This window comes from Cellulomonas sp. NPDC058312 (genome assembly GCF_042880135.1).
GTDB lineage: Bacteria > Actinomycetota > Actinomycetes > Actinomycetales > Cellulomonadaceae > Cellulomonas.
In genome coordinates this window covers 379,525-404,071 of record NZ_JBHVZE010000001.1, presented here as the reverse complement: position 1 = coordinate 404,071, position 24,547 = coordinate 379,525, and the positions used below count along the sequence as shown (strand labels likewise).

Below are 24,547 nucleotides of genomic sequence, written 5' to 3'. Positions count from 1 at the left end.
CCCGTCGACCCCGTCGACCCCGTCGACCCCGGCTTATGATGGATCCATCAACTCGTCAACCACGAAGGTCGCGATGGACTCCCGCCCGCTGTACGAGATCAAGGCGAACCTGTTCAAGGGCCTCGCGCACCCGGTGCGGATCCGCGTCCTCGAGCTCCTCGCCGCGGACGACGAGGTGCCGGTCGCCACGCTGATCGCGGAGACCGGCCTCGAGGCCTCGCACCTCTCGCAGCACCTCGGCGTGCTGCGGCGCTACCAGCTCGTGCGCTCGGAGCGTCGAGCCAGCACCGTGGTCTACAGCCTCGCGTCGCCCCACGTCGCCGAGCTGCTGCGCGTCGCCCGCGCCCTGCTGAACGACATCCTGCGGACCACGCAGGAACAGCTCGCGGAGCACGAGGCCCCCGGCGTCACCGCGGGCGCGGGCCCGCGGTGAGCGGCCGGCTGCGCGCCCTGCTGCCCTCGCCCCAGGACTACGCGGGGCTGCGCGCGTCCTGGCGCGGGGACCTCGTCGCGGGGCTCACGGTCGGCGTGGTGGCCCTGCCGCTCGCGCTCGCCTTCGGCGTGAGCTCCGGGGCGGGCGCCGCAGCCGGGCTGGTGACCGCCGTGGTCGCGGGCCTGGTCGCCGCGGTGTTCGGCGGGTCGAACGTGCAGGTCTCCGGGCCGACCGGCGCGATGGTGGTGGTCCTGGGACCGATCGTCGCGACGCGCGGCGCCGGGGCGCTCGGGGTGGTGTGCCTCCTCGCCGGGGGTCTCGTCGTGCTCGCCGGGGTGCTGCGGCTCGGCCGCGCGGTGGGGCTGATCCCGTGGCCGGTGATCGAGGGCTTCACCGTGGGCATCGCCGTGATCATCTTCCTGCAGCAGGCCCCCGCCGCCCTGGGGGTCGCCGCCGCGGGCCACGACGCCAACGCCGCGGTCGCGGCGGCTCAGGTCCTCGGGGAGGTCCGGTGGCCGGACGCCGCGTGGTCGCTCGCGACCGTCGCCGCGGTGGCCGTCGTCATGGTGCTCGCGCCGCGCGTCCACCGGGCCCTGCCCGGCTCGATCGTCGCGATCGTGCTGGTGACGGTGGTCGCGGTGGTCGCCGACCTGCCGCTCGCCGCCATCGGGGAGCTCCCCGCCGGGCTGCCGGCCCCGGAGCTCCGGGGGCTCGACCTCGGGTCGGTGCGGGAGCTCGCGGCCCCCGCGGTGACCGTGGCCGCGTTGGCGGCCATCGAGTCGCTGCTGTCCGCACGGGTGGCGTCCGCGCACTCCGACACCGGGCCCTACGACGGCGATCGCGAGCTGGTCGGGCAGGGGCTCGCGACGATCGCCGCGGGCGTCTTCGGCGGCATGCCCGCGACGGGCGCGATCGCGCGGACGGCGGTCAACGTCCGGTCCGGCGCGCGCACCCGGGTGGCCGCGATCACGCACGCGGTGTTCCTGCTGCTCGTGGTGGTCGCCGCCGGGGGCGTGGTCGACCGGATCCCCCTGGCCGCGCTCGCGGGGGTGCTCATGGTCACGGCGGCGCGCATGGTCTCGCCCGGCGTCGTGCGGTCCGTGGTCACCGCGACCCGTGCCGCCGCGGGGTTGTTCGTCCTGACCGCCGTCATCACCGTGAGCGTCGACCTGATCTACGCGGTGGGCATCGGCATCGCGGCGGCGGCCGTCATCAGCCTGCGCAGCCTCGCCCGGGCCGCCGGGGTGCACCGCGAGGAGATCCCCGGCCCGGCGCAGGCCGGGGACGCGCACATCGCGCTGTTCCGCATCGAGGGCTCGTTGTTCTTCGCCGCCGCGGAGCGCGTGCTCCAGCGCGTCGCGGAGGTCCAGGACGTCGACGTGGTGATCCTGCGGCTGTCCCAGGTGCAGGTGCTCGACGCGACGGGCGCCCAGGTGCTGCAGGAGCTCGTCACCGGGCTGGAGCGCCGTGGGGTGACCGTGGTGGTGAAGGGCATCCGGCGCCAGCACCTGGCCCTGGCCCGGCGCGTCGGCGTGGTCGACGCGCTCCGTGACGAGGCGCACCTGGTCGACGACCTCCCGTCGGCGGTCGCCCGCGCCCGCGCGGTGGTCCGGGAGAACCGCGGCACCTCCGTCCGCTGACGCAGAGGGTCGAGCCGCGGCGGCCCCGGCGACGACGAAGGCCCGGACCGTGTGGTCCGGGCCTTCGTCACCGATCTGCATCGGCCTGTGTAGCGGGGGCAGGATTTGAACCTGCGACCTCTGGGTTATGAGCCCAGCGAGCTACCGAGCTGCTCCACCCCGCGTCGGTGACTCCTACGTTACGCCAGGGTGACGTCAGGTCCAAATCGCGGCGGCGGGCCGGCTCCCCTCGAGGAGCCGGCCCGCCGTCGTGCGTGCTGCGTGCTCAGGAGCCCGGGTTGAGCTCCTGGTCCGCGGCGACCGCGTCGTTCAGCGCCTGCTGCAACGCCTCCTGGGCCCGGCCGTAGGCGGCGAAGTCGCCGTCGGCGAGCGCGGCCTGACCGTCCTGGATGGCCTGGTTCGCCGCGTCGAGCGCGGTGGACAGGCGCGTCGCCGCGTCGCCCGGGGTGGCCGGCGCGGTGGCGCCGTCCGTGGGCTCGGCCGACGGGCTGGGCTCGGGCTCGGTGCCGTCGCCCTCCCCCTGGCTCGCGTCCGGGGGCTCGATCTCGTTACCGGCGTCGCCGGCCGCGGTCCCGTCGTCCCCGCCGAACACCTGGTCCAGCGCCTCGTCGAGGGTGCTGGCGAACCCGATCTCGTCGCCGAACGCCACCAGCACCCGCTGGAGCAGCGGGAACTGCGTGCCGCTGGACGCCTGGACGTAGACCGGCTGGACGTACAGCAGGCCGCCGCCGACGGGCAGGGTCAGCAGGTTGCCGCGGATCACCTCGGAGTCGCCGCGGCCGAGGATGTTGAGCTCGTTCGACACCTCGGGGTTGGAGGTGAAGTTGTTGTTCATCTGGTTGGGCCCGGGGACCGTGGAGTCGCGTGGCAGCTCCAGCAGCCGGATCTTGCCGTAGCCCTCCGCCGGCTCACCCGCCGTCGACCCCGCTTCCGCGTCGACCGCGAGGTACCCGGTCAGCACGTCACGGGCGTTGCCACCCGCTGGCACGTAGGACGACATGAGGGAGAACGAGGCGCTGTCCTGCGAGGGCATCTCCAGCGTCAGGTAGTACGGCGGCTGCGCGACGTTCGCGTCGCCGGCCGTCGGGTCGTTCGGGGTCCGCCACGCGTCGTTGCCGGAGAAGAACTGGCCCGGGTCGGTCACGTGGTAGGTCCCGAGCAGGGTGCGCTGCACCTTGAACAGGTCCTCGGGGTACCGGATGTGGCTCATCAGGTCGGCGCTGATCTCGGAGACCGGCTCCAGCGAGGTGTCGAACACCTTGCTCCACGACTGCAGGACCGGGTCCTCGGCGTCCCACGCGTACAGCGTGACGCTGCCGTCGTAGGCGTCGACCGTGGCCTTGACCGAGTTGCGGATGTAGTTCACGGTGGCGGGCTGCTGCGCCTCGATGGTGTTCGAGGTCAGGGTGAGGGAGTCGACCGTGGCCTCCTCCAGCGCCTGCGACGCGGAGTACGGGTACTGGTCGGACGTCGTGTAGCCGTCGACGATCCACTTCACACGGCCGTCCACGACCGCCGGGTACACGCGGCCGTCGAGCGTCAGGTACGGGGCGACCTTCTGGACGCGGTCCGTGGGGTCGCGGTCGTAGAGGATCTGCGACTCGGACGTGACGCGGTCGGAGAACAGGATCTGCTCGGACCCGAACTTGATCGAGTAGAGCAGCTTGTTCCACATCGACCCGATGGCCGGGCCCGCGGAGACCTCGTCGGTCGGGAACGAGGTGTTCACGGCGCCGCCGGACTCGTCGTCCGGGTAGTCGAGCTCCCACTCCTGACCCTCGGGGGCGCCGACGATCGAGTAGCTCGGCGAGCTCTGGCCGAAGTAGATCCGCGGCTCGTACTCGCCCATCTGGCCGGTGGACGGGATGCCGCCCTGCCAGAACTCGGGCGCGCCGGTCGACGTCGTGGTGTTGCCGTAGGCCGCGACGACGCCGAAGCCGTGCGTGTAGACGGTGGTGTCGTTGGTCCAGTTGCGGCGCTGGACGTCGAGGCCCTCGAGGTCGAGCTCGCGGACCGCGATCACGGTGTCGCGGCTCTCGCCCTCGATCTCGTACCGGTCGACGGACAGCGTGTCGGGGAAGGAGTAGAACCCGCGGACCTGCTCGAGCTGGCGGAACGAGTTCGAGACCTCCTGCGGGTCGAGCAGGCGGATCGACGCGGTCGTCTCCGCGTACTCGCGCAGCGCGCCGGGCTCGGCGGTGACGTTCGCGTCGTACGGCGAGGTCTCCACGTCCTCCAGCCCGTACGCCGCGAGGGTCGCGTCGATGTTGCGCTGGATGAACTCGGACTCGGCGTCCTGCTGGTTCGGGTTCACCTGGAACCGCTGCACGACCGCCGGGTAGATGCCGCCGATCACGACCGCCCCGACGACCATGACGCCGACGCCGATGGCCGGGATCTTCCAGGTGCCGCGGATCGCGGTGATGACGAACATGACCGCGACCAGCAGCGCGACGACCGCGAGGATCTGCTTGGACGGGATGACCGCGTTGACGTCCGTGTACGAGGCGCCGGCGAACCGGTCGCCCTCCTGCGTGAGGATCGAGTACTGGTCGAGCCAGTAGTTCGCGGCGACGAGGACCAGCAGCACCGCGCCGGTCACCGACAGCTGCACGCGCGCGGCCTTGGTCACCCGCGGGGTGCCCGCGGAGCCGCCGACGCGGAACCCGCCGTAGAGGTACTGGGTGGCGACGCCGGCGATGCCCGCGAGCACCGTCACGGCCATGAGGAAGCTCACGACGAACCGCATGCCCGGCAGCTCGAACATGTAGAAGGACAGGTCGATGCCGTACTGGGCGTCGACCTCCCCGACGTGGGTGCTGTGCAGCCACAGCTGCACGGTGCTCCACTGCTGCGACGCGGCGATGCCTGCGAACAGGCCGAGCACCGCGGGACCGGCGAGCAGGACGACGCGGCGCAGCGGCTCGACGGCCTCGCGGTACGCGTCCAGGCTGGCCTGCTCCTGGTTGGACGGGGCGTAGACCGGACGGCTGCGGTACCCGATCGCGAGGCTGGCGAACACGGCGCCGCCCATGATCAGGAACGCCGCGACGAACAGCGCGGCGCGGGTCAGCCACTGGGTCCACAGGACCTCGGAGAAGCCGAGCTGGTCGAACCACATCACCTCGGTCCAGAGCTGGGCGAGGATCAGCACCGCCAGCACGACGACGGCGAGCACCGCGACGGTGATCGCGATCGGGCTGGGGCGCCGACGGGCGGACGCTCCTCGGGGGGGCCGGGGCGGGCGTGGCCCCCGGGGCTGCTGGGCGGACGGGTTGGCGAAGGTCACGGCCTGGAGGTCCTCGTCGTCGGGTACGGATCACGCGCGCGGCGGCGGCTGCTCAGATCCTCACACCCGGCGCACACGCTGGTCACAACGCGTCAGGGCCCGCAGGGGTTCCCGCGCCGGGGTGGGAGGATGGCGCACGTGACGCAGACGCCCGCCAGCCCCGCCCCCGACGACCGCACCGACGACGACGCCGCGCCCGGCACGGCACCCGGCGCGCCCGCGGTCCCGCCCGCCCAGGCCGCCCTCGCGGAGGCCGTCGTCGAGATCGAGCGGCACGTCGCCACCGGCGGCTGGGACGGCCCCGTGCGGGTGTTCGCCCTGGTCAGGACGCAGGCGGCGCTCGCCGCGGAGCCCGCGCTCGCCGGGCAGCTCCCGCCCGACGTGCTCGCCGCCGCGGCCGCCGACCCGCACCACCTCACGTCGGTCGAGCAGGAGGGCCTGCCCGCGAGCGACGACCTCGAGGGCCTGCTCGGCGGGATGGCCTGGCCGGACGGGGTCGACGGCGCTGCGCTCACCGTCGAGCGGATCGTGCTGCCGCCGGAGGCCGAGGAGGGCCTGCCCGACGACGCCGAGGCCGCCGTGGCCGCGCTGCTCGCCCACCCGCAGCGCCAGGACGTGCGCCTCGCGGTCGGTGTGCTGCGCGACGGCACCTCGTGGTGCGCGGTCCGCCAGCGCGCCGCCGACGCGGACGAGGCCGTCGGTCAGGGCGCGGACGTGGTCCCCGGCCTGACCGAGGCGCTGCGGGCGACGTTCGCCTGACGGACCCGCGTCAGCCCGCGGTGCAGGTCGGCAGGCCCCCGGCGTCGCCCGCGCCGATCGCCTCGACGGCCTCGCGGGCCTCGTGCAGCGTCGCGACCCGCACGACCCGCAGGCCGTCCGGCACGTGGTCGACGACCTCGTCGCAGTTGTCCGCGGGCGCGAGGAACCACGCGGCACCGTCCCGCACGGCGCCGGCCATCTTCTGCCGGATGCCGCCGATCGGCCCGACGGCCCCGTTGAGGTCCATCGTCCCGGTGCCGGCGATCACCTGGCCCGCCGCCTCGTCCTCGGGCGTGAGCTTGTCGATGATCCCGAGCGCGAACATGGTGCCCGCGCTGGACCCGCCGATCCGGTCGATCTGGATCTGCACGTCGACCGGCGGGTCGAACGTCGGGTCGATGAAGACGCCGAGCTGGCTCCCGTCGCCGTCCTCGCGCGCGGCGGTGACGACGTCGAGGTCGACCTCGGCGCCGTCGCGCAGCACGCCGAGCGTGACCGTGCTGCCGGGCTCCGTGGCGTCGAGCAGGTCGATCAGCTGCCCGTAGGACGTCAGCGCGGTGCCGTCGAACGACACCAGCACGTCGTCGGGCTGCACGACCCCGGCGGCGCCGCTGCCCTCGACCGCGTCGTGCACGGTCAGTGTGACGGGCACCGGGTAGCCGAGCTCCTCGAGCGCCGCGACCGCCGCGTTCTCCTGCGAGGACACCATCTGGGCCTCGTTCTGCTGGTCGAGCTGCTCCTGCGTGGCGTCCTGGGGGAACACCGTCTCGACGGGGAGCACCAGCCGGTCGGGGGCGACCCAGCCGACCAGGACGCCGAGCACGCTCGCCGGGTAGCCGGGTCCGCCGGTGCTCGACACGGTGGTGAGCCGCAGCTCGCCGGTGGAGTCGAACGTCTCCGCGCCCTCGATCGTGATGAGGGCGGTGTCGTCGTGCGAGCCCAGGGTGTCCAGCGTGGGCCCGGGCGAGTTCACCGCGTACGGCACCGGCATGAGCAGCAGCACGACGAGCAGCGCGGCGGTCGTCAGCATCCCGACGGTCAGCAGCGCCGCGCGCCGGGAGACGGGCTCGGTCGCCCGGGGCTCGGGTGCGGCGGGGGCGTCCGGGAGGGACTCGGGCTGGTCGGGCTCGGCAGGCACCGGACGATCATGCCGCACGCAGGTGTGCACCCGGCGTGCGCCCTCAGCGAACCGCGGGGTGCGGGCAGCCGCGACGCACATCCGGTGTGGTTACGGTGGCACCTCGACGAGCCCCGGGAGCACCGATGAGCACCGACGACCCCCGCCAGCCCGAGCCGACCGGCGGCTCCGCCTGGGAGCAGATGCTGCGCCAGATGTTCGGCCCCGGCGCGGACGAGGCCATCGCGCAGATGCGCGCCCAGGGCCTCGACCCGGCCGAGATGGCGAAGGCGTCCGGGCTGCCCGACGACCCGGCCGTGCTCCAGCAGGTCGTCGCCCAGGTGCAGCGGATGCTGTCCGGCAGCGGCGACGGCCCGGTGAACTGGGACGTCGCGCACGACATCGCCCGGCAGGCCGCGGTGACCGGCGGCGACCCGGTGCTCAGCCCCGCGCAGGTCCGCCAGGCGACCGAGGCGCTGGGCGTCGCCGAGCTGTGGCTGGACGCCGCGACCGACCTCCCGCCGGCCGGCGGCCACGTGCGCGCGCTGTCCCGCTCGGAGTGGGTCGAGCAGACGCTGCCGACGTGGCGGACGCTGACCGAGCCCGTCGCCACGTCGATGTCGAACGCCCTCGCCTCGACGCTCGCCGACCAGCTGCCCGAGGGCGGCGGCCTGCCCGCGGGGCTCGCGGGCGGCGCCGTCGACCCGGCCGCGATGATGCGCCAGCTCGGCGCGCTCGTGTTCGGGATGCAGGTCGGGCAGGCCGCCGGCTCGCTGTCCCGCGAGGTGTTCGGCCTGACCGACGTCGGCCTGCCGCTGGTCGCCGACCCCGCGACCGCGCTCGTGCCCGGCAACGTGGCGGAGTTCGCCGAGGGCCTGGACGTGCCGCTCGACGAGGTCCGGCTGTTCCTCGCGCTGCGCGAGGCCGCGCACGCCCGGCTCTTCACGCACGTCACCTGGCTGCGCGGTCACCTGCTGACCGCCGTCGACGCCTACGCCCGCGGCATCACCATCGACGTCGAGAGCCTGGAGGAGTCCGTCCGGTCCATCGACCCGACCGACCCCGCCGCGCTCCAGGGCGCCCTGTCGTCCGGCGTGTTCGCCCCGCAGACCACCCCCGAGCAGCAGGCCGTCCTCGGTCGGCTGGAGACGTCGCTCGCCCTCGTCGAGGGCTGGGTCGACGAGGTCACCGCGACCGCCGCGCTCCCCCACCTGCCGCACGCCGTCGCGCTGCGCGAGATGATCCGCCGGCGCCGCGCGGCCGGTGGCCCCGCCGAGCAGACGTTCGCGACGCTGGTCGGCCTGGAGCTGCGGCCGCGCCGGTCGCGCGACGCCGCGGCGCTGTGGGCGCGGATCGCCCGCGAGCAGGGCCCCGAGGCCCGCGACGCCGTCTGGGACCACCCCGACCTGATGCCGACCGCCGAGGACCTGGACGACCCCGCGGGCTACGGCACGCGCCGGGCCGAGGCCGAGGGCGAGCACGCCGACCTCGACAAGGCGCTGGCGGAGATCCTGGGCGAGGACGACGGCACCGGAGAGCCCGAGGGGCCGACCGAGCAGCGCTGACCGGGGCTCAGTCCGCCTCGGACGCCGCCGGCGGACCCTCGTCGGCGGCGTCCGGTCCGTCCAGGGCGCCCGGCTCGTCCGGGGCGCGCTCGGCGAACGCGTAGCCCTCGAGGAACCCGCGGGCCCGCTCGGTCCGGGGGTACGCCTCGAGCTCGGCCCAGAACTCCGGGCCGTGCCCCGCGTGCAGCAGGTGGGTGAGCTCGTGCAGCAGGACGTAGTCGGTCACCCAGGACGGCATGCCGCGCAACCGGTCGGAGATCCGGATGCTCCCGTCGCCGACCGTGCACGACCCCCACCGGCGGCCCTGGTTGGCGGACCACCGCACGCTCGACGGGACGGCACGCCCGCCGAGGTAGCGCGAGGACAGCTCGGCGGCGCGGCGCACCAGCTGGTCGTCCGAGGGGCGGCGCCGCTGCTCCTGGGTGGCGAGGCGGTCGAGCATCCGCCGGACCCACTCGCGCTCCTGCGCGCGGGTGAACCCGGCGGGGATCGCGACGATCGTCTTGCCGGCCTCCCGGTACGCGGTCACGGTCCGGGACCGGCGACGTGAGCGGCGGACCTCCACGGGGCCCGGGTCGGGCGCGGACGCGGGCAGCGTCGAGCGCGCCGGGTCGCCCGGCGCGCTGGTCCCGTGCTCCGTCGACGGCTGCACGACAGGCACGCTAGCGGTTCCGGGCCGGGTTCCGGGCGACGTCCCGCGTGGCGAGCGGGTCCGGACCCCGCAGCCCCGTCGGCGGGCACCCCGGGGCGCGCTCCCCGAACCCCCTCCTCGAACGCCCTCCCCTGGGCGTCCCCGGCGTGGATACTGGGCGGGCGCCGGCTCCGGCGCGTCCCGCGCACCAGCTGAGGAGACACCGATGGCCGAGACCTACGCCGGCGAGTTCTACTGCGTGAAGTGCAAGGAGAAGCGCCAGTCGGAGGGCGAGGTCGTGGTCTCCGAGTCCGGCCGCCGGATGGCCAAGGCCGTGTGCCCCGTGTGCGGCACCCGGCTGAACCGGATCCTCGGCAAGGCCTGACGAACCCGACCTGTGGACGACGGCCTCCGGGCCGTCCGCCCGTGCCACCGTGGTGGTGCGGGTCCGGACGGGGAAGGAGGTCGCCGTGCAGCTCAGACCAGGTCTGCGGGTCCTGCGGCGCGCGCACGACGAGGTGCAGGTCGGCACCGACCCGCGCTGGGCGGTCCGCGTGACGGGCCTCGCGCCGGAGCAGGTCGACGCGCTGCTGGCCCCCGGCGGCCGGGCGCTGGACGGGCGGCTACCCGGCGTCGTGCTCGTCCGGCTCGGCGTCGCCGGGCTGCTGCGCGCCCCGACCCGGCCCAGCCGGCTCGTCGTCCCGGCGCTCGCCCCCGAGGTGGTCGGCCACGGGCTCGCCCGCGCGGACGGGGACGTCGTCGCGGCGCTGCGCCGGCGCAGCGCCGCGGTGGTCTCGGTCGCCGGGCTGGACCGGGTCGGTCTCGGTGTCGCGGTGACCCTCGCAGCCTCGGGCGTCGGCTGCCTGCACCTGGACGACGACCGCCCCGTGCGCCCGGAGGACGTGTGCGGCGGGCTGACCGCGGACGACGTCGGGCGACCGCGCGCCCACGCCGCGGCGGACGCGCTCGCACGGGCCGCGCCACGGGTCCGCGTCCGGCGCGAGCAGGGTGGCCGGGCGCCGGACGTCGTCGTCACCGCGGCGACCGACGCGGTCGACCCCGTCGCGGCACTGGCGCTCGTCGCGGCCGACGTGCCGCACCTGCCGGTGGTGAGCCGCGAGGCAGACTGCGTGGTCGGGCCGTTCGTGGCGCCGCCGGTGCCCGGACCCGCGCAGACCCGGCCGCCCGCGCCGTGCCTGCGGTGCCTGGACCTGCACCGCGCGGCGGCGGACCCGGCGTGGCCGACGGTGCTGGCCCAGCTCACGGCGCCGCACCGCCCGCCGGCCACCGGTCCGACCGCGGCGGTCGCCGCCGTCGCCGCGGGGCTCGCGGCGGCCGAGGTCCTCGCCCACCTCGACGGCGACCGGCCGCGGACCGTGGGCGCGCAGTACGAGGTCCCCGTGCCCGACGCGGTCCCCCGGCGACGGGTCTGGGCGGCGCACCCGGAGTGCGGGTGCGCCGCCCTGGTGTGACGACGGCCGGTGCCGTGCCGGTCGGTGTGGTGCCGGTCAGGCCGCCGGGCTGGCGTCCTTGCGGGGCCGGCCGCGACCGCGCTTGACCGCGACGACCTGACCGCCGACGAACACCTCGCCGCCCCAGACGCCCCACGGCTCCTCGCGCTCGACGGCGCCGGCGAGGCACCCCTCGAGCAGCGGGCAGGTCCGGCACAGCGCCTTGGCCTGCTCGACGTCGGCGGTGCGCTCGGCGAACCAGAGCTCGGGGTCGTTGGACCGGCACGGGATCATGCCGGCGACGAGCGCGTCGAACTGCGCGTCGGCGACGGTGGCGGCCTCGGCAGGGGGCCAGGGTCCGGATCCGCCCTGGTTGACCGTGTCGAGCAGCGTCGTGAGCCGCACGATGTCCTCCTGATGACTTGCGGGTTGAGCGTGGGAGCGGTGGATCCGCTGCCGGCTCTCCCCGCCATCAGGTCGGGAAAGACGAAAGCCGCGGAATCCGGTGGACTCCGCGGCCAGGTCGGTCGGTCATCGACTCAGATGACCGGACCTCCTGGGACGGAGTCGGGGGCGATCGCGAGATCGCGAGCACGCAGGCGGGCAGCCGTGCCGCGCACGCCGCCGAAGCCGAGGGCAGTGCCCGTGGACCGGCCGACGCCGGACAGAGCGGTGCCCTGGACGGAGCCGAAGGTGGGTGCGTGGAACGGCAGCGCCACAGCGCCGTACGCGTTCTTCATGTTCTTCACAGCACTCCACCTCCTCACGCTCTCGGGCCCCGCTGCGCCTGGCGCAGCACGACCTTCCATCAGGACTCGTTCACCGTAGAGGGGCCCGGGCGGGCCGCACAACCGAATTAACCGACGAACTTCCGACGAACTTCTGCCACGTCGCCCCCTGGGCCGCCGCCGGGCCCCGCCGACGGCCGCCGACCCGCCACGATCGCCAGCAGGTCGGGACCGTACCGGTCGATCTTCGCCGGCCCGATGCCCTGCACCCGGGCGAGCTCGGGCACCGACGCGGGCTTCAGCTCCGCGATGGCGGCGAGCGTCGCGTCGCCGAGCACCGTGTAGGTCGGCTTCGCGGTCGCCCGGGCGAGGTCCGCGCGCCACACGTGCAGCGCGGCCAGCAGCTCCGCGTCGAGCTCCCCCGTCAGGCGTGGCACCGCCGGCGCCCGGCCCTCGCCGAACCGCGCGCGTCCCTCCTGCGGCCACAGGCCGTCGAGGAACCGCGAGCGCCGCCGGCTCGCGCGGCCGCCCGGCGTGCGCGACCGGCCGTAGGACAGCTCGAGGTGCACCCGCGCGCGGGTGATCCCGACGTACAGCAGCCGACGCTCCTCCGCGAGGTCGGCCGCGGTGTCGGCGGACCCCCACGGGACCAGCCCGTCGCTCAGCCCCGCCAGGAACACCGCGTCCCACTCCAGGCCCTTGGCCGCGTGCAGCGACGCGAGCGTCACGCCCTCGACGGTCGGCGCGTGCTGGGCGGCGGCGCGCTCGTCGAGGTCCGCGATGAGGTCGGCCGTCGTCGCGACGGTGCCCGCGCGCTCGGCCGCGGCGGCCAGGTCGTCGGCGAGCGCGACGAGCGCGTTGATCGTGTCCCACCGCTCACGGGCGGCACCCCGGGCCGCGGGCGGCGCGTCGGTCCATCCCGCCGAGCGCAGGGCGTCGCGGACGGTCTCCGGCATCGGGGTGTCGGCGTCCGCCGCGACCGCCGCACCACGCAGCCGCACGATCGCCTCGCGGACCTCCTTGCGCGCGAAGAACCGCTCCCCGCCGCGCAGCACGTAACCGATGCCGACGTTCGCGAGCGCCTGCTCGAACGCCTCGGACTGGGAGTTGGTCCGGTACAGCACCGCGATCTCGCTGGGTCGGGTGCCCGCCGCGACCAGGCGGCCGATCCGGGTGGCGATCCCCGCCGCCTCGGCCTCGTCGTCGTCGTACACGGCGAACCGCACCGGGCCGCCCGAGGGCCGCTGCGCGATCAGCTCGAGCGGCTCCCACCGGGCCGACCCGCGCGGCGCCCGGCGCAGGACCTCGTTCGCGAGACCCACCACCTGCGGCGTCGACCGGTAGTCGCGCACCAGGCGGACGACCTGGGCCTGCGGGTGCTCGGCGGTGAACCGGGTGAGGTAGTGCGGCGTCGCACCCGCGAACGAGTAGATCGTCTGGCTCGGGTCGCCGACGACGCACAGCTCGTCCCGGCCGCCCAGCCACTGGTCCAGCAGGAACTTCTGCAGCGGGGAGATGTCCTGGTACTCGTCGACGACGAACCGCCGGTACTGGTGCCGGATCTCGTCCGCGACCAGCCGGTTCTCCACGAGCATCCCGGACAGCAGCCAGAGGATGTCCTCCATGTCCATCACGCCGCGCGCGTCCTTGGCGTCCTCGTACGCGGTGATGAGCCGGGCGACGACCTGGTGGTCGTGCCCCGCCGGGGCCGGCCGGTCCGCCGCGACCGCGGCGCGCACGTAGTCCTCCGAGGTGATCCGGGAGACCTTCGCCCACTCGATCTCCGAGGCGAGGTCGCGCACGGACACGCGGTCGACCGACAGCCCGAGCCGGTGGCACGCGTCCGCGACCACCGGGGCCTTCTGCGCCAGCACCTCCGGCACCGGGCCGCCGACGACCTTCGGCCAGAAGTACCGCAGCTGCCGCAGCGCCGCGGAGTGGAACGTCCGCGCCTGGACGCCCGCGACCCCGAGGTCGCGCAGCCGGGTCCGCATCTCCCCCGCGGCGCGCGCGGTGAACGTCACCGCCAGGACGCTGGCCGGTGCGTACACCCCGGTCCGCACCCCGTACGCGATCCGGTGCGTGATCGCGCGCGTCTTGCCGGTCCCCGCGCCCGCCAGCACGCAGACCGGGCCGGTGAGCGCGCGCGCCACGTCGCGCTGGTCGGGGTCGAGGGCGTCGAGCAGGTCGTCGGCAGACATCGCGGACGATCCTCGCACCTCCCGCCGACACCGGGCCCCTCGTCCCCAGGCCCGGGTGGCGGGTGTGACCGACGGCGCACCGTCGGGGATGATCCTGCGGGCGCCCGGCGTTCACCCGGTGCACGACCGCACGCGCACCCTCACCACGAAGGCAGACGATGACCACCACGCAGGACCTGCCCGCCGCGGGCACGATCACGATGTACTCGACCCCCTGGTGCGGCTACTGCCGGCGCCTGAAGACCCAGCTCGACTCCGCGGGCATCGCGTACACGGAGGTCGACATCGAGCAGCAGCCCGAGGCGGCCGCCTACGTCGAGCAGGTCAACGGCGGCAACCAGACCGTGCCTACGGTGCTGTTCCCGGACGGCACCGCCGCGACGAACCCGTCCCTCGTGCAGGTCCGCGAGCGCCTCGGCGCCTGACCCGGCGCCTGCCCGCACCGGGACGACGAGCGCGCCTCCTCGCGGGGGCGCGCTCGTCGTGTGCGGGCGCGTTCGCCACGCGTCAGGGGGTCAGGGGGTCGCGCTGTCCGGCGGGGGCGTCGCGTCGGTGGGCGGGGTGGCGGCGCGGCGGCGCTGACGGCGCCCGCCCGGTCGCGGGCCCGTGGGCTCGGCGGCGGGGGTGGCGTCGGCCGTGGGCTCGTCGACACGGGGCTCGTCGACACGGGGCTCGTCGGCGGGCGCGCGGTCGCGGCGGCGGCGGCTCGTCGGCGCGGCGGCTGCGGTGGTCGGTGCCGGGGCCGGGGCCGGGGCGGGGGTGCCCGCGGCGCCCGGCGCGTCCGCCGGCGCCGTCCCGGCCGACCAGCGGTCCCCGCCCGCAGGGCCCGCGGGCAGCTCGCCACCGAACCAGTCCTCGATCAGCGCGCGGGCGATGGACGTGCCCGGCGGCAGCGCGACGGTCCCCGCGGCGACCTCGGCGCGCAGGGTGTCGCGGTCGAACCAGCGGGCCGCGCGCAGCTCGTCGCCGTCCACGGTGATGTCGGTGGTGAGCGCCTTCGCCCGGAAGCCCAGCATGAGCGACGCGGGGAACGGCCACGGCTGGCTCCCCCGGTACTCGACGTCGCCGACGACGACCGCCGACTCCTCGCGCACCTCGCGGCGGATCGCGTGCTCGACGGACTCGCCCGGCTCGACGAAGCCCGCCAGGGTCGAGAACCGGTGCTCCGGCCACGCCGTCGAGCTGGCCAGCAGCAGCCGGTCCTCGTCGTCGACGACGGCCATGATGACCGCCGGGTCGGTGCGCGGGTAGTGGTCGCTGCCGTCGGCGGGGCACCGGCGGACCCAGCCGCCCTGCACGGGCAGCGTCGCCTCGCCGCAGCGCGGGCAGCGCGGGTGCCGGACGTGCCACTCGTAGAGCGCCACCGCCGCGGTCGCGAGCCCGGCGTCGCGGGCGGACAGCTCCGACCCGACCTCGCGCAGGGCCGTCCACACGTGCCCCGGGGGCAGCGCGGCGGTCCCGTCCTCGGGCACGTGGTGCGCGAGGTAGGCGGGTCCGTCGGGCCGGGGCTCGCCGGGTGCCGCCCCGGGGACCTGGTCGGCGTCGTCGTAGCCGAGGAACGCCCAGCGGTCCTCGAGCGAGCCCGTCGGGGCGCGCAGGGCGGCCTCCTGCGGGGAGTACAGGGCGAGCGTCCGGCGCCGGCCGCGGTGACGGGTGACGACCCGCCCGCCGGAGACGAGCAGCACGCGGGTCGAGTCGTCGTCGATCAGCGCGGTCAGCAGGCCCTCGTCGCCGCGGCGGTCCGCGGCCCGGTCCGTGACCGTCCGCGACAGGGGGAGGTCGGAGGCGAACACGTCGCCACCGTACGCGTCGCGGCGCCGGGTCGCAGGCGCCGCCGCCCGTCGGGACGGACACGCCGGGGTGCGTGCGGGCCGCCGTCGCGGCCCGTCCGGCCTACCCTGGGGCGGTGCGTTCACCCCTCGCCCTGGCTGCCCTCGCGACCGTCGCCGTCCCCGGCTTCGACGCCCGCGAGGTGCGCGCCGCCTCCGGTGCGGGTGACGACGACGTCGCGCTCGTGACCGACTCCCAGCGCCGGCACTGGGTGGTGCGCGCGCCGCGCAGCGCCGCCGCGGGTGCGGCCCTGGAGGCCGAGCTCGCGCTGCTGGCGGCGCTCGCCGAGCAGGTCGACGCCGGTGCGCTGCCGTTCGACGTGCCGCGCGTGGTCGGTGCCGCCCCGCTCGAGGAGGGCGGCCGCGTGGTCGTGCACCGCGAGCTCGGCGGCCGACCCGTCGCCCTGGACCACCTCGCGCCCGGCCCGGGGGTCGCCGCGTCGCTGGGCCGGTCGATCGCCGCGCTGCACGAGCTCCCGGTCGCGGTCGTCGAGGACGCGGGCCTGCCGGTGTACGACGCCGCCGCCTACCGGGCGCGCCGGCTCGCGGAGGTCGACGAGGCCGCCCGCACCGGCCGGGTCCCCGCGTCGCTGCTGCGCCGGTGGGAGGAGCGCCTCGAGGACGTCTCGCTGTGGCGGTTCAGCCCGACGGTCGTCCACGGCGACCTGTCCGCCGACCACGTGCTGGCCGCCGACGGCGCCGTGACGGGCGTGCTGTCCTGGGGCGAGGCCAAGGTCGCCGACCCCGCCGACGACCTCGCGTGGCTGCTGGTCGCCGCCCCGCAGGACGCGGTCGACTCGATCCTCGAGGCCTACCAGCTCCGCCGCACCGAGCTGACCGACCCGCACCTGGCGGAGCGCGCGCTGCTCGCCGGGGAGCTGGCGCTCGCCCGCTGGCTGCTCTACGGCGTGCGCGCCGGCGACGACGAGGTGGTCGCCGACGCGGTGCAGATGCTCGACGAGCTCGACGAGCAGACCCGCGACGTCCCGGAGCCGGGTCCCGTCACGCCCTGACCGGTCACGCCCTGATCCGGCACGCCCCGACGCGGCACGCTCACCGCGGCGGCGCGGCCCCGTCCTCCTGCGTCGCCGCGAGCAGCAGCCGCTCGATCTCGTCCGCCCCGAGCAGCCGCTCGGGACGCACCGTGCGGCCGGCGCCGACGTAGCAGAACGCGGCGCCCACCCGGTCGAGCGGCACCCCCGTCCAGCGCGACCACGCGAGGCGGTAGACGGCGAGCTGCAGCTCGCGGACGGCCGCCGACCCGGCGTCGCTCGGCGGCGCCCCCGTCTTCCAGTCCACGACGACCACGGCCCCCGGCACGTCCGGGCGGTCGGGGTCGGGGAACACCGCGTCGATCCGCGACCGCAGGACGTAGCCGCCGAGCGTCGTCTCGACGTCGACCTCCACGGCGACGGGCTCCAGCGCGGCCCACGGGGTCGCCAGGAACGCGGCCCGCAGCGCGGCCTCGTCGGCGTCCACCGAAACCGAGTCGTCGTCGGCGCCGGGCAGGTCGTCGAGGTCGACCAGCGTCGGTGCCCCGTAGAACCCCTCGACCCACGCGTGGAACTGCGTGCCGCGCCGGGCCTGCGGCGACGGACGGTTCGGGACGGGCCGGCGCAGGGCGCGCGCGAACTCGCCGCGGTCCGCCGCGAGCCGCACCACGGCGGAGGCGGACAGGTGCGCGGGCAGCTCGACCTCCGGGCGCGGACGGGACTCGGCCTCGCGCTCGGCGAGCAGCAGGTCGACGACGCGGTCCCAACCACCCGGGGCGGCGGCCTCGCGCGCGGCGGCCCGCACCTCCGGCGGGACGGCGAGCGCCGCGCGCACCGCGTCGGCCGCCGACTCGACCGCCGGGCGGCGGGACGGGGACCCGTCGCCCGCGACGGCGAACGGGTCCACCGGCCACGTCGTGGTCGCGGCCTCCTGGGTGCGCGGGTTGTCCACGCCGTCGTCGGGCTGCACCGCCCAGGACGCGACCCGCGCGAGGCCCGCCTCGACGACCTCGGTGAGGAACAGCGACGGCGCGCGCAGCCGGCTGCCGTCACCCCACCACGCGCCGGTGAGCAGGAGCGCCGAGCGGGCGCGGGTGAACGCCACGTACGCGAGCCGGCGCTCCTCGGCGACCTGGTGGTCCCCGGCGTCGCGGAGGAACTGCTTGCGCCGCTCCTCCAGGTCCTTGGGGTCGGCGGCGCCCGCGAGGACGAGCTCCGGCAGGTCGTGCCGGTCGCCGCGCAGCGGGTAGGGCAGCTCGCCGAGGCCGGTCAGCCAGGCGGAGTCGGTCGGGCCGTCCTTGCCCTGGGTGCGGGTGGCGGGCAGGCCGCCGTCGACGAGGCCGGCGACCGCGACGGCGTCCCACTCGAGGCCCTTGGCCGCGTGCACGGTGATGAGCTGGACGGCGTCGGGGTCGGGCTCGGCGACGGGCATGTCGAGGCCGTGCTCGTGCGCGTCGGCGGACTCCAGCCAGGCGAGGAACCCGCCGAGGCTCGGGTCGTCGGTGGCGTCGGCGTACCGCACGGCGACCTCGCGGAACGCGTCGAGGTGCGCGCGGGCCCGGCCCGGTGCGACGCCGGGGCGCGCGGCGACCTCGATGTCCAGGCCCCAGAGCCGCTCGGCGTGGCCGACGAGCTCGGGCAGCGACAGGTACGCGTGCTGGCGGACGGCGCGCAGCACCTCACCGACCGCGGTGACCCGGGCGAGGCCGCCCGGGGTGAGCGAGCGGCCCGCGGGGCTGGTCCAGCCGGGGGGCGGCGGGGCGTCGACGGCGTCCACGATGCTGCGCTCGTCCACCACGTCGGCCACCACGGGGTCGGCGGGCGCGGGGTCGGCGGGCGCGGGGTCCGTGGGTGCAGGGTCCGTGGGTGCGGCGGCGTCGGGGGACCCGGACCGGGTGCCGTCGGCGGGCGACGTCGACGGGGCCCGGTCGCGGGCGAGCGCGGCGGCGGCCCGCGGGTCGAGACCCCGGGCCTGGTGCGCGGACCAGTCGGCGAGGGCGTGCAGGTCGGCCGCGCCGAGCCGGGTCCGCGCGCCGGTGAGCAGCCGCATGAGGGCGTCGCCCCGCGACGGGTCGTGCGACGCCTGGAGCAGGGCGACGAGGTCGACGACCTCGGGGGTGGCGAGCAGCCCCCCGAGCCCCACGACCTCGACCGGCAGCCCGGCCGCGCGCAGCGCCCGGTGGATCACGGGGAACTGCGCGCGCTTGCGGCAGAGCACCGCGGCGGTGACCCGCGACCCGCCCGGTGCGGGGGCGCCGCCGTCGACCCCGGGCCCGCCCTCGGGGCGCCACCGCGCGACGACGAAGTCCGTGACGGCCTGCGCCTCCTCCTCCAGCGTCGGGGCGAGGTGCGCGACGACGTCGCCGGGGCCGGCTCCGGGGCGCGCGTCCAGCGTCGGCAGCGCGACCCGGGCCCGCTCGGCCCGGCGCAGCGGGGCGGCGACGTGGTTCGCTGCGTCGAGCACGGCGACGTCGTTGCGCCACGACGTCGAGAGCGCGAACACCGCGGCGGGCCGCCGGTCCCCGTCGTCGGCGACGTCGGGGAAGTCCGTCGGGAACCGCTCCAGCCCGCCGGCGCTGGCACCCCGCCAGCCGTAGATGGACTGGTGCGGGTCGCCGACCGCCGTGACGGGGTGCCCGCCGCCGAACAGGGCGGACAGCAGCACGAGCTGCGCGTAGGAGGTGTCCTGGTACTCGTCGAGCAGGACCACGCGGAACCGCGCCCGCTCCCCCGCGGCGACCTCGGGCACGTCGCGGGCGAGCCGCGCGGCGATCGCCACCTGGTCGCCGAAGTCGAGCGCGTCGACCGCGCGCTTGCGGTCCCGGTACGCCGCGACGAGGTCGAGCATCCGCTGCCGCTCGCGCAGCGACCCGACGAGCTCGCGCACCTTCGCGTACGGCGCGCGCGGCGGGGTGCCGGGCGGGGTTGCCTCGATCGCGTCGACGAGGTCGTCGATCCCCCGGCGGGCGGTGCCCGCGTCGAGCAGGTGCTCGTCGAGCGCGCCGGACAGGGTGAGCACCGCCTCGACGACGGTGGAGACCGCCGCGGCCGAGTCGAGGTCCGCCGTCCACGACTCCACGACCTCGCTGGCGAGCTGCCACTGCGCCGCCTCGCCGAGCAGCCGGGCCGCGGGCTCGACGCCGAGCCGCAGGCCGTGGTCGGCGACCAGGGACGCCGCGTAGGCGTTGTAGGTCGAGATGGTCGGTCGCGCCACGGTGAGCAGCGCCGCGCCGCCGTCGGCGCCGTCCTCCGCGACCGAGAGCCCGGGCAGGTGCACCCCCTCGGTCGCCGCGGCGCGCGCGAGGTGCCGCAGCCGGCGCCGCACCCGCTCGGCGAGCTCGCCGGCGGCCTTGCGCGTGAAGGTGAGCCCGAGCACCTCCTCGGGCGCGACCAGGCCGTTGGCGAGCAGCCACACCACCCGGGCGGCCATGGTCTCGGTCTTGCCGGACCCGGCGCCCGCGACCACCAGGGCCGGGCGCAGCGGGGACTCGATGACCGCGACCTGCTCGTCCGTCGGCAGGTCGCGCCGCAGCAGGCGGGCGATGTCCTGCGCGGACAGGCGCGGGCGGTCGCCGCCGGCGGCGCGGTCGGGGGTCGGGCCGGCGGCGGGCGGCGACGTCGGGGAGAGGGTCATCCGACGACCTGCCCGCCCTCGTCGCGCAGCGGGCAGGACCGGCGCACGGGGCACCGGTCGCACAGCGGGTTCGCCGTCGCGGCGAACGACGACGCGGCCATCCGCTCCGCCACCTCCTCGATGTGGGTGCGCGCCCAGGAGGGCGCGTCCGGGCTGTCCGGCCCGAGCGCCGGCTGCTCGCGCAGCGCCGCCCTGGCCTTGTTGACGTCGGACACGAACACGAGCTGGGCGCCGGCGCTGCGCGACCCGGGGGGCAGTCCCTCGACCGCGCCGGCGTCGACCGCGAGCTGGTAGGCGCCGAGCTGCGGGTTGGTCGTGGCCTCCTGCGCGGACGGCGCGGACCGGCCGGTCTTGAGGTCGACGACCCGGACCGTGGGTGGGGCGGGCTCCGGGTCGGTGCCCTCGGGTCCGGTACCGCCGTCGTCGGCGCGCTCGACCCGGTCCAGGGAGCCGCGCACCAGCGCCCGGTCCAGCGCGAGCTCGAACCGCGCCTCCACGGCCAGCGGCTCCCCCGCCTGCGCGAGGTAGGACGCGAGCCGCTCGACCATCGCCTCGGCCCGCCGCCGCTCGAGCGTCGCGGGCCAGCCGTCGCCCAGACCGAGCTCGGGCCAGCGCCGGTCGAGCTCGGCGAGCAGCTCCGCGCGACCGCCGCGCGGGTACGTCTGCGCGAGGGCGTGCACCAGCGTGCCGAGCGACTGCCGCGCGCTGCTCGGCGCCGTGCCGCCCGCCGCCTCGAGGGCCCAGCGCAGGGTGCAGGTGCCGGCGGTCTCGATCCGCGACGGCGACACCGGCACCCGCAGCCCCGGGCCGTACAGGGGCGCGTCGCTGGAGGGCTCGACGAGGCCGTGCCACTCGGCGGGGTCGGCTCCGGGCACGCCCGCGTCGGCGAGCCGGGCGAGCACCGCGACCGCCTCGGCGTCCGTCCGGCCCCACCGCACGGACTGCTCCAGGCGGGCGCGCAGCTGCGCGACGAGCCCCCGCAGGTCCAGGGGCGCGGGCGCCGACGTGCGGCGCGGGTCGTCGTCCTCGTCGCACGGCTCCACCAGGTCGAGGAACGGGGACGGCTGGTCGTCCTCGTCGGACACGGCGGTGACCAGCAGCGTGCGCCGGGCGCGGGACACGGCGACGTGGAACGACCGGAGCTCGTCGGCCAGCACCGCGGCGCGCGCGGCGGCACCGGCGGCCGCCTGGGCGTGCGCCTGGGCGGCGGCGTCCGCGTGCCGGGGACCGCCGCGGCCGGCGAGCACGTCGACCAGCGCCTGCGACCCGAGCAGGGAGTCGCGCAGCCGCAGGTCCGGCCACACCCCCTCCTGCACCCCCGCGACGGCCACCACGTCCCACTCGCGACCGGCGGCGCCTGCGGGCGTGAGCACCTGCACCGCGTCCCGGCGGGCCCGCGCGGCGATCGTGTCGGACGGCAGCTCCTGCGCCTCGACCCACTCCAGGAACGCGGCGGCGCGCGCCTGGGGCATCCGGTCGACGAACGTCTCGGCGGCGCGGAACAGCGCGAGCGCCGCGTCGAGGTCGCGGTCCGCGCGCGCGGCGCCCGGCCCGCCGGCGAGCGCCGAGCGGCGCCACGGTTCCGCCAGCCCCGACGCGTCCCACAACGCCCACAGCACCGTCTGCGCGTCGGCGCCCGGAGCGGCGGCAGCAGCACGACCGGCCTCCAGGACGGTGGCGAGCCGCGCGACCGGCCGGCGGACCGCCGACGGCAGCAGGGCCGCGCGGGCGGGCGAGCCCAGGACCTCGACCAGCAGGTCGTCGCTGGCCCGCCCGCCGCCGCCCGCGACCTCCTCGGCACGCAGCGTGCGGCGCAGCCGGCGCAGGCCGACCGCGTCCAGCCCGCCGAGCGGCGAGCAGCACAGCCTTGCCGCGAGCTCGGCGTCCAGGGCGGCGCCGCCGGCGTCCGGGCCCAGCGCGCACCGCAGCGCGTCCAGCAGCGGACGCACCGCAGGCTCGTCGCGCAGCGGCACGTCGCTGCCGACCACCGACACCGGCACCGACGCGGCGCCCAGCGACCGGCGCAGCGCCGTCACCTGGCCACCCGACCGGGCGACCACCGCCATCTGCGCCCACGGCACGCCGTCCTCGAGGTGCGCGCGGCGCAGGGCGTGCGCGATCCAGGCGGCCTCCTGCGCGGCGCTCGGCAGCACGGCGGCGCGCACCGGGTCGGCGACCGCCGCCGGTGCGTCGTGCTCCGCCGGGGCGTCGTGCTCCGCCGGGGCGTCGTGCTCCGCCGGGGCGGCGTCGTGCGCCGGACCCACGTGCTGCGCCGGGACCTCCCGTGCCACGGGCAGCGCCCGCCGGTGCGCGGCTCCGCCGACGACCGCGATCCGCTCGGCGACCCGACCCGCGACCGCCCGCAGCGCCGACCCGTGCCGCCGCACCCCGTCGAGCACCAGCCGGTGCGCGCCGAGCTCGCCCGGACCGTCGCCGTGGACGTCGGCGCGCCCGACGAGGGCCGGCGTCGCGCCGCGGAACGTCTGCACCGCGGAGTCCGGGTCGGCGAGCAGCAGCAGACGCGCGCCGTCGTCCTGCAGCACCCGCAGGAACCGCGCGGTCGCCTCGGTCGCCTCCTGGTAGTCGTCCACGACGACGAGCCGCCACCGCGGGCGCGGGTGCCCCGGCAGCTCCTCCTCCCAGGCGAGCAGCGCCTCGGCGGCCTCCTCGACGACCACGGCCGGGTCGAGCCGGGCGCCCGCGTCGGGGGTCCCCGCGCGCAGCGTCGTCACGTCCAGGTACTCCGCGTACAGCGCCGCGGCGGACACCCACTCGGGGCGATGGTGCCGCTCCCCGAGCAGCGCGAGGTCCTCCGGCGCGAGCCCCCGCTCGGCGGACCGCATCACGAGGTCACGCAGCTCGCCGCGGAACGAGCGCAGCCCGATCGCCTCGGGCGGCACGCCGTCCGGCCAGCGCAGCGGCACGCCCTCACCCGCCGCGTGCCCCGCCAGCAGCTCCGCGAGCGCCAGGTCCTGCTCGGGGCCGGAGATGAGCGTCGGGGCCGGGTCGCCGAGCAGCGCGGCGCGGGCGCGCAGGACCGCGAACGCCGCGGCGGGCGCCGTGCGCACCATCGCCTGGCCCGTGGTCCGCCGGACGCGCGCGCCGATCCGGTCCCGCAGCTCCGCCGCCGCGCGCCGGCCCGCGGCCAGCACCAGCACCTCGTCGGGCGTCGGCGCGCCGGGTGACGGGAGCAGGGCGTCCTCGTCCGCGCCGAGGACCGCGGCCACGGCCTCGACGGCGAGGACCGACTTGCCCGTGCCCGCGGCGCCGACCACCAGCAGGGCGGGGTCCGCGCCGGTGACCAGGCGGTCCACCACGGCCTGCTGGTCCGCGCCGAGGCGCACCGGTGGCGGCACGTCGGCGAGCGCCGGCCGCACCAGCCGCAGCCCGGGCGCGCCGGACGGCGCGTCGGCGGGGGCGGCGGGGGTCGGGGTCACGGCCCGATCCCATCACACGCCACCGACACCGGGCCGCCGCCCGGACCGCTCCGAACCGCCCGGGACCTGCCCGTGGCCGACCCGGGGGCGCTGGCTATCATCGCCCGATGGACCACCCCTCGCCCGGCCACGGCCGTCCGGTGCGCATGCCCCGCGCGGTCCGCCGCGCGCAGGTGCTGGCGATCGCGCAGGAGCTGTTCACCTCCGAGGGCTTCCACCACGTGTCGATGGACGACATCGCGGACCGCGCCGAGGTCAGCAAGCCGGTGCTCTACCGGCACTTCCCGTCCAAGCTCGACCTGTACCTCACGGTGGTGGACGCGCGCGGCGACGAGCTGCTGTCCGCCGTGGACGCGGCGGTGGCGATGCACCCGCCCGGCGAGGTCCGGCCGCACGACGCCCGGGCCATCGTCACCGGCGTGGTGCGCGCCTACCTCGACTTCGTGGACGGCGCGGGCGAGTCGTCGGCGCTGCTGTTCGAGTCGGACGTCCGGCACGACCTCGAGGTCCGGGCCCGCGTCGAGCGCGCCACCGAGGCGGTCACCCGGCGGCTCGAGGCGGTGCTGACCGACGTCGCCGGGGTCCCGCGCGGGACGGCGGAGGTGCTCGCGCCGTCCCTGGCGGCGATGGCCCAGTCCGCCGCGACCCGCCGCCTGCGCGCCGACGACCGGGCCGGGGCGACGACCGCGCGGGAGACGGCGGCCCTGGTCGCGCGGCTCGCGTGGGGCGGGGTGGCCGACTTCGTGCCGCCGCAGCCCCCGGACGCCGGGCCGCTCTCGGCCGAGGGCGAACGCGGCGCCCCGGACGGACCCGGGGCGCCCGGCCCGGCCTAGGATGACGA

At 76.9% G+C, this 24,547-nt stretch carries 18 protein-coding genes and 1 tRNA gene; 9 read left to right on the top strand and 10 right to left on the bottom strand.

Annotation, left to right across the window (positions count from 1 at the left end):
- A partial coding sequence (locus ACFVXN_RS01870) for an ArsR/SmtB family transcription factor (protein WP_389226376.1) occupies window positions 1-433 on the top strand: 433 nt, incomplete at its 5' end.
- On the top strand, window positions 430-2,073 hold the full coding sequence (locus tag ACFVXN_RS01865) for a SulP family inorganic anion transporter (RefSeq protein WP_389226373.1): 1,644 nt from the start codon (window positions 430-432) through the stop codon (window positions 2,071-2,073). The genes ACFVXN_RS01870 and ACFVXN_RS01865, both read left to right, overlap by 4 nt.
- Before the next feature lie 90 nt (window positions 2,074-2,163).
- On the opposite strand, the gene ACFVXN_RS01860 is transcribed toward ACFVXN_RS01865, so the two are convergent.
- Together ACFVXN_RS01860 and ACFVXN_RS01855 are read right to left on the bottom strand one after the other, a co-directional pair.
- A tRNA-Met gene (locus ACFVXN_RS01860) sits at window positions 2,164-2,237 on the bottom strand.
- Between the two features lie 101 nt (window positions 2,238-2,338).
- Window positions 2,339-5,362, bottom strand: a complete 3,024-nt coding sequence (locus ACFVXN_RS01855; RefSeq protein ID WP_389226371.1) for a UPF0182 family protein — start codon at window positions 5,360-5,362, stop codon at window positions 2,339-2,341.
- Window positions 5,363-5,500: 138 nt separating this feature from the next.
- Here ACFVXN_RS01855 and ACFVXN_RS01850 point away from each other — a divergent pair, with 138 nt between their 5' ends.
- Window positions 5,501-6,121 carry a PPA1309 family protein gene (locus tag ACFVXN_RS01850; RefSeq protein ID WP_389226368.1) on the top strand — a complete coding sequence of 207 codons (621 nt, stop codon included), beginning with the start codon at window positions 5,501-5,503 and terminating at the stop codon, window positions 6,119-6,121.
- A gap of 10 nt (window positions 6,122-6,131) precedes the next feature.
- Here ACFVXN_RS01850 and ACFVXN_RS01845 read toward each other — a convergent pair whose 3' ends face one another.
- Window positions 6,132-7,259, bottom strand: coding sequence for a PDZ domain-containing protein (locus ACFVXN_RS01845; RefSeq protein WP_389226365.1), 1,128 nt, complete (start codon window positions 7,257-7,259; stop codon window positions 6,132-6,134).
- A gap of 125 nt (window positions 7,260-7,384) precedes the next feature.
- Between ACFVXN_RS01845 and ACFVXN_RS01840 the strand changes: the two genes are divergently transcribed.
- Entirely contained in the window at window positions 7,385-8,803 is a 1,419-nt protein-coding gene (locus tag ACFVXN_RS01840) for a zinc-dependent metalloprotease (RefSeq protein WP_389226362.1), read from the top strand.
- Window positions 8,804-8,810: 7 nt separating this feature from the next.
- Here ACFVXN_RS01840 and ACFVXN_RS01835 read toward each other — a convergent pair whose 3' ends face one another.
- On the bottom strand, window positions 8,811-9,368 hold the full coding sequence (locus tag ACFVXN_RS01835; protein ID WP_389227827.1) for a YgjP-like metallopeptidase domain-containing protein: 558 nt from the start codon (window positions 9,366-9,368) through the stop codon (window positions 8,811-8,813).
- 292 nt (window positions 9,369-9,660) lie between these two features.
- On the opposite strand from ACFVXN_RS01835, the gene ACFVXN_RS01830 reads away from it, so the two are divergent.
- Together ACFVXN_RS01830 and ACFVXN_RS01825 are read left to right on the top strand one after the other, a co-directional pair.
- Window positions 9,661-9,819 carry a DUF5679 domain-containing protein gene (locus ACFVXN_RS01830; RefSeq protein ID WP_389226359.1) on the top strand — a complete coding sequence of 53 codons (159 nt, stop codon included), beginning with the start codon at window positions 9,661-9,663 and terminating at the stop codon, window positions 9,817-9,819.
- 85 nt (window positions 9,820-9,904) lie between these two features.
- Window positions 9,905-10,906: a ThiF family adenylyltransferase gene (locus tag ACFVXN_RS01825; RefSeq protein ID WP_389226356.1), complete on the top strand. Its 1,002-nt coding sequence runs from the start codon at window positions 9,905-9,907 to the stop codon at window positions 10,904-10,906.
- 36 nt (window positions 10,907-10,942) lie between these two features.
- Here ACFVXN_RS01825 and ACFVXN_RS01820 read toward each other — a convergent pair whose 3' ends face one another.
- The 3 genes from ACFVXN_RS01820 to ACFVXN_RS01810 form a co-directional block, all read right to left on the bottom strand.
- On the bottom strand, window positions 10,943-11,290 hold the full coding sequence (locus ACFVXN_RS01820; RefSeq protein WP_389226353.1) for a WhiB family transcriptional regulator: 348 nt from the start codon (window positions 11,288-11,290) through the stop codon (window positions 10,943-10,945).
- A gap of 134 nt (window positions 11,291-11,424) precedes the next feature.
- Window positions 11,425-11,634: a hypothetical protein gene (locus ACFVXN_RS01815; RefSeq protein WP_389226351.1), complete on the bottom strand. Its 210-nt coding sequence runs from the start codon at window positions 11,632-11,634 to the stop codon at window positions 11,425-11,427.
- Window positions 11,635-11,741: 107 nt separating this feature from the next.
- Window positions 11,742-13,814 (bottom strand): ATP-dependent helicase, encoded by a 2,073-nt coding sequence (locus ACFVXN_RS01810; protein WP_389226349.1) that lies wholly within the window; start codon window positions 13,812-13,814, stop codon window positions 11,742-11,744.
- 158 nt (window positions 13,815-13,972) lie between these two features.
- Between ACFVXN_RS01810 and ACFVXN_RS01805 the strand changes: the two genes are divergently transcribed.
- The gene (locus tag ACFVXN_RS01805) at window positions 13,973-14,239 is read left to right on the top strand and encodes a mycoredoxin (RefSeq protein WP_389226347.1); all 267 of its coding nucleotides are present in this window, start codon (window positions 13,973-13,975) and stop codon (window positions 14,237-14,239) included.
- A gap of 90 nt (window positions 14,240-14,329) precedes the next feature.
- Here the strand turns inward: ACFVXN_RS01805 and nudC are convergent, their stop codons facing one another.
- Entirely contained in the window at window positions 14,330-15,607 is a 1,278-nt protein-coding gene (gene nudC, locus ACFVXN_RS01800; RefSeq protein ID WP_389226345.1) for an NAD(+) diphosphatase, read from the bottom strand.
- A gap of 113 nt (window positions 15,608-15,720) precedes the next feature.
- Between nudC and ACFVXN_RS01795 the strand changes: the two genes are divergently transcribed.
- Complete coding sequence (locus tag ACFVXN_RS01795; RefSeq protein ID WP_389226343.1) at window positions 15,721-16,656, top strand: phosphotransferase; 936 nt, start codon at window positions 15,721-15,723, stop codon at window positions 16,654-16,656.
- 40 nt (window positions 16,657-16,696) lie between these two features.
- Here the strand turns inward: ACFVXN_RS01795 and ACFVXN_RS01790 are convergent, their stop codons facing one another.
- Window positions 16,697-20,269 carry a UvrD-helicase domain-containing protein gene (locus ACFVXN_RS01790; protein WP_389226340.1) on the bottom strand — a complete coding sequence of 1,191 codons (3,573 nt, stop codon included), beginning with the start codon at window positions 20,267-20,269 and terminating at the stop codon, window positions 16,697-16,699.
- Entirely contained in the window at window positions 20,266-23,706 is a 3,441-nt protein-coding gene (locus ACFVXN_RS01785) for an ATP-dependent helicase (protein WP_389226337.1), read from the bottom strand. The genes ACFVXN_RS01790 and ACFVXN_RS01785 overlap by 4 nt, the downstream gene beginning before the upstream one ends.
- 107 nt (window positions 23,707-23,813) lie before the next feature.
- Between ACFVXN_RS01785 and ACFVXN_RS01780 the strand changes: the two genes are divergently transcribed.
- Window positions 23,814-24,539 (top strand): TetR/AcrR family transcriptional regulator, encoded by a 726-nt coding sequence (locus ACFVXN_RS01780; RefSeq protein WP_389226334.1) that lies wholly within the window; start codon window positions 23,814-23,816, stop codon window positions 24,537-24,539.
- The last annotated feature ends 8 nt before the right edge of the window (window positions 24,540-24,547 follow it).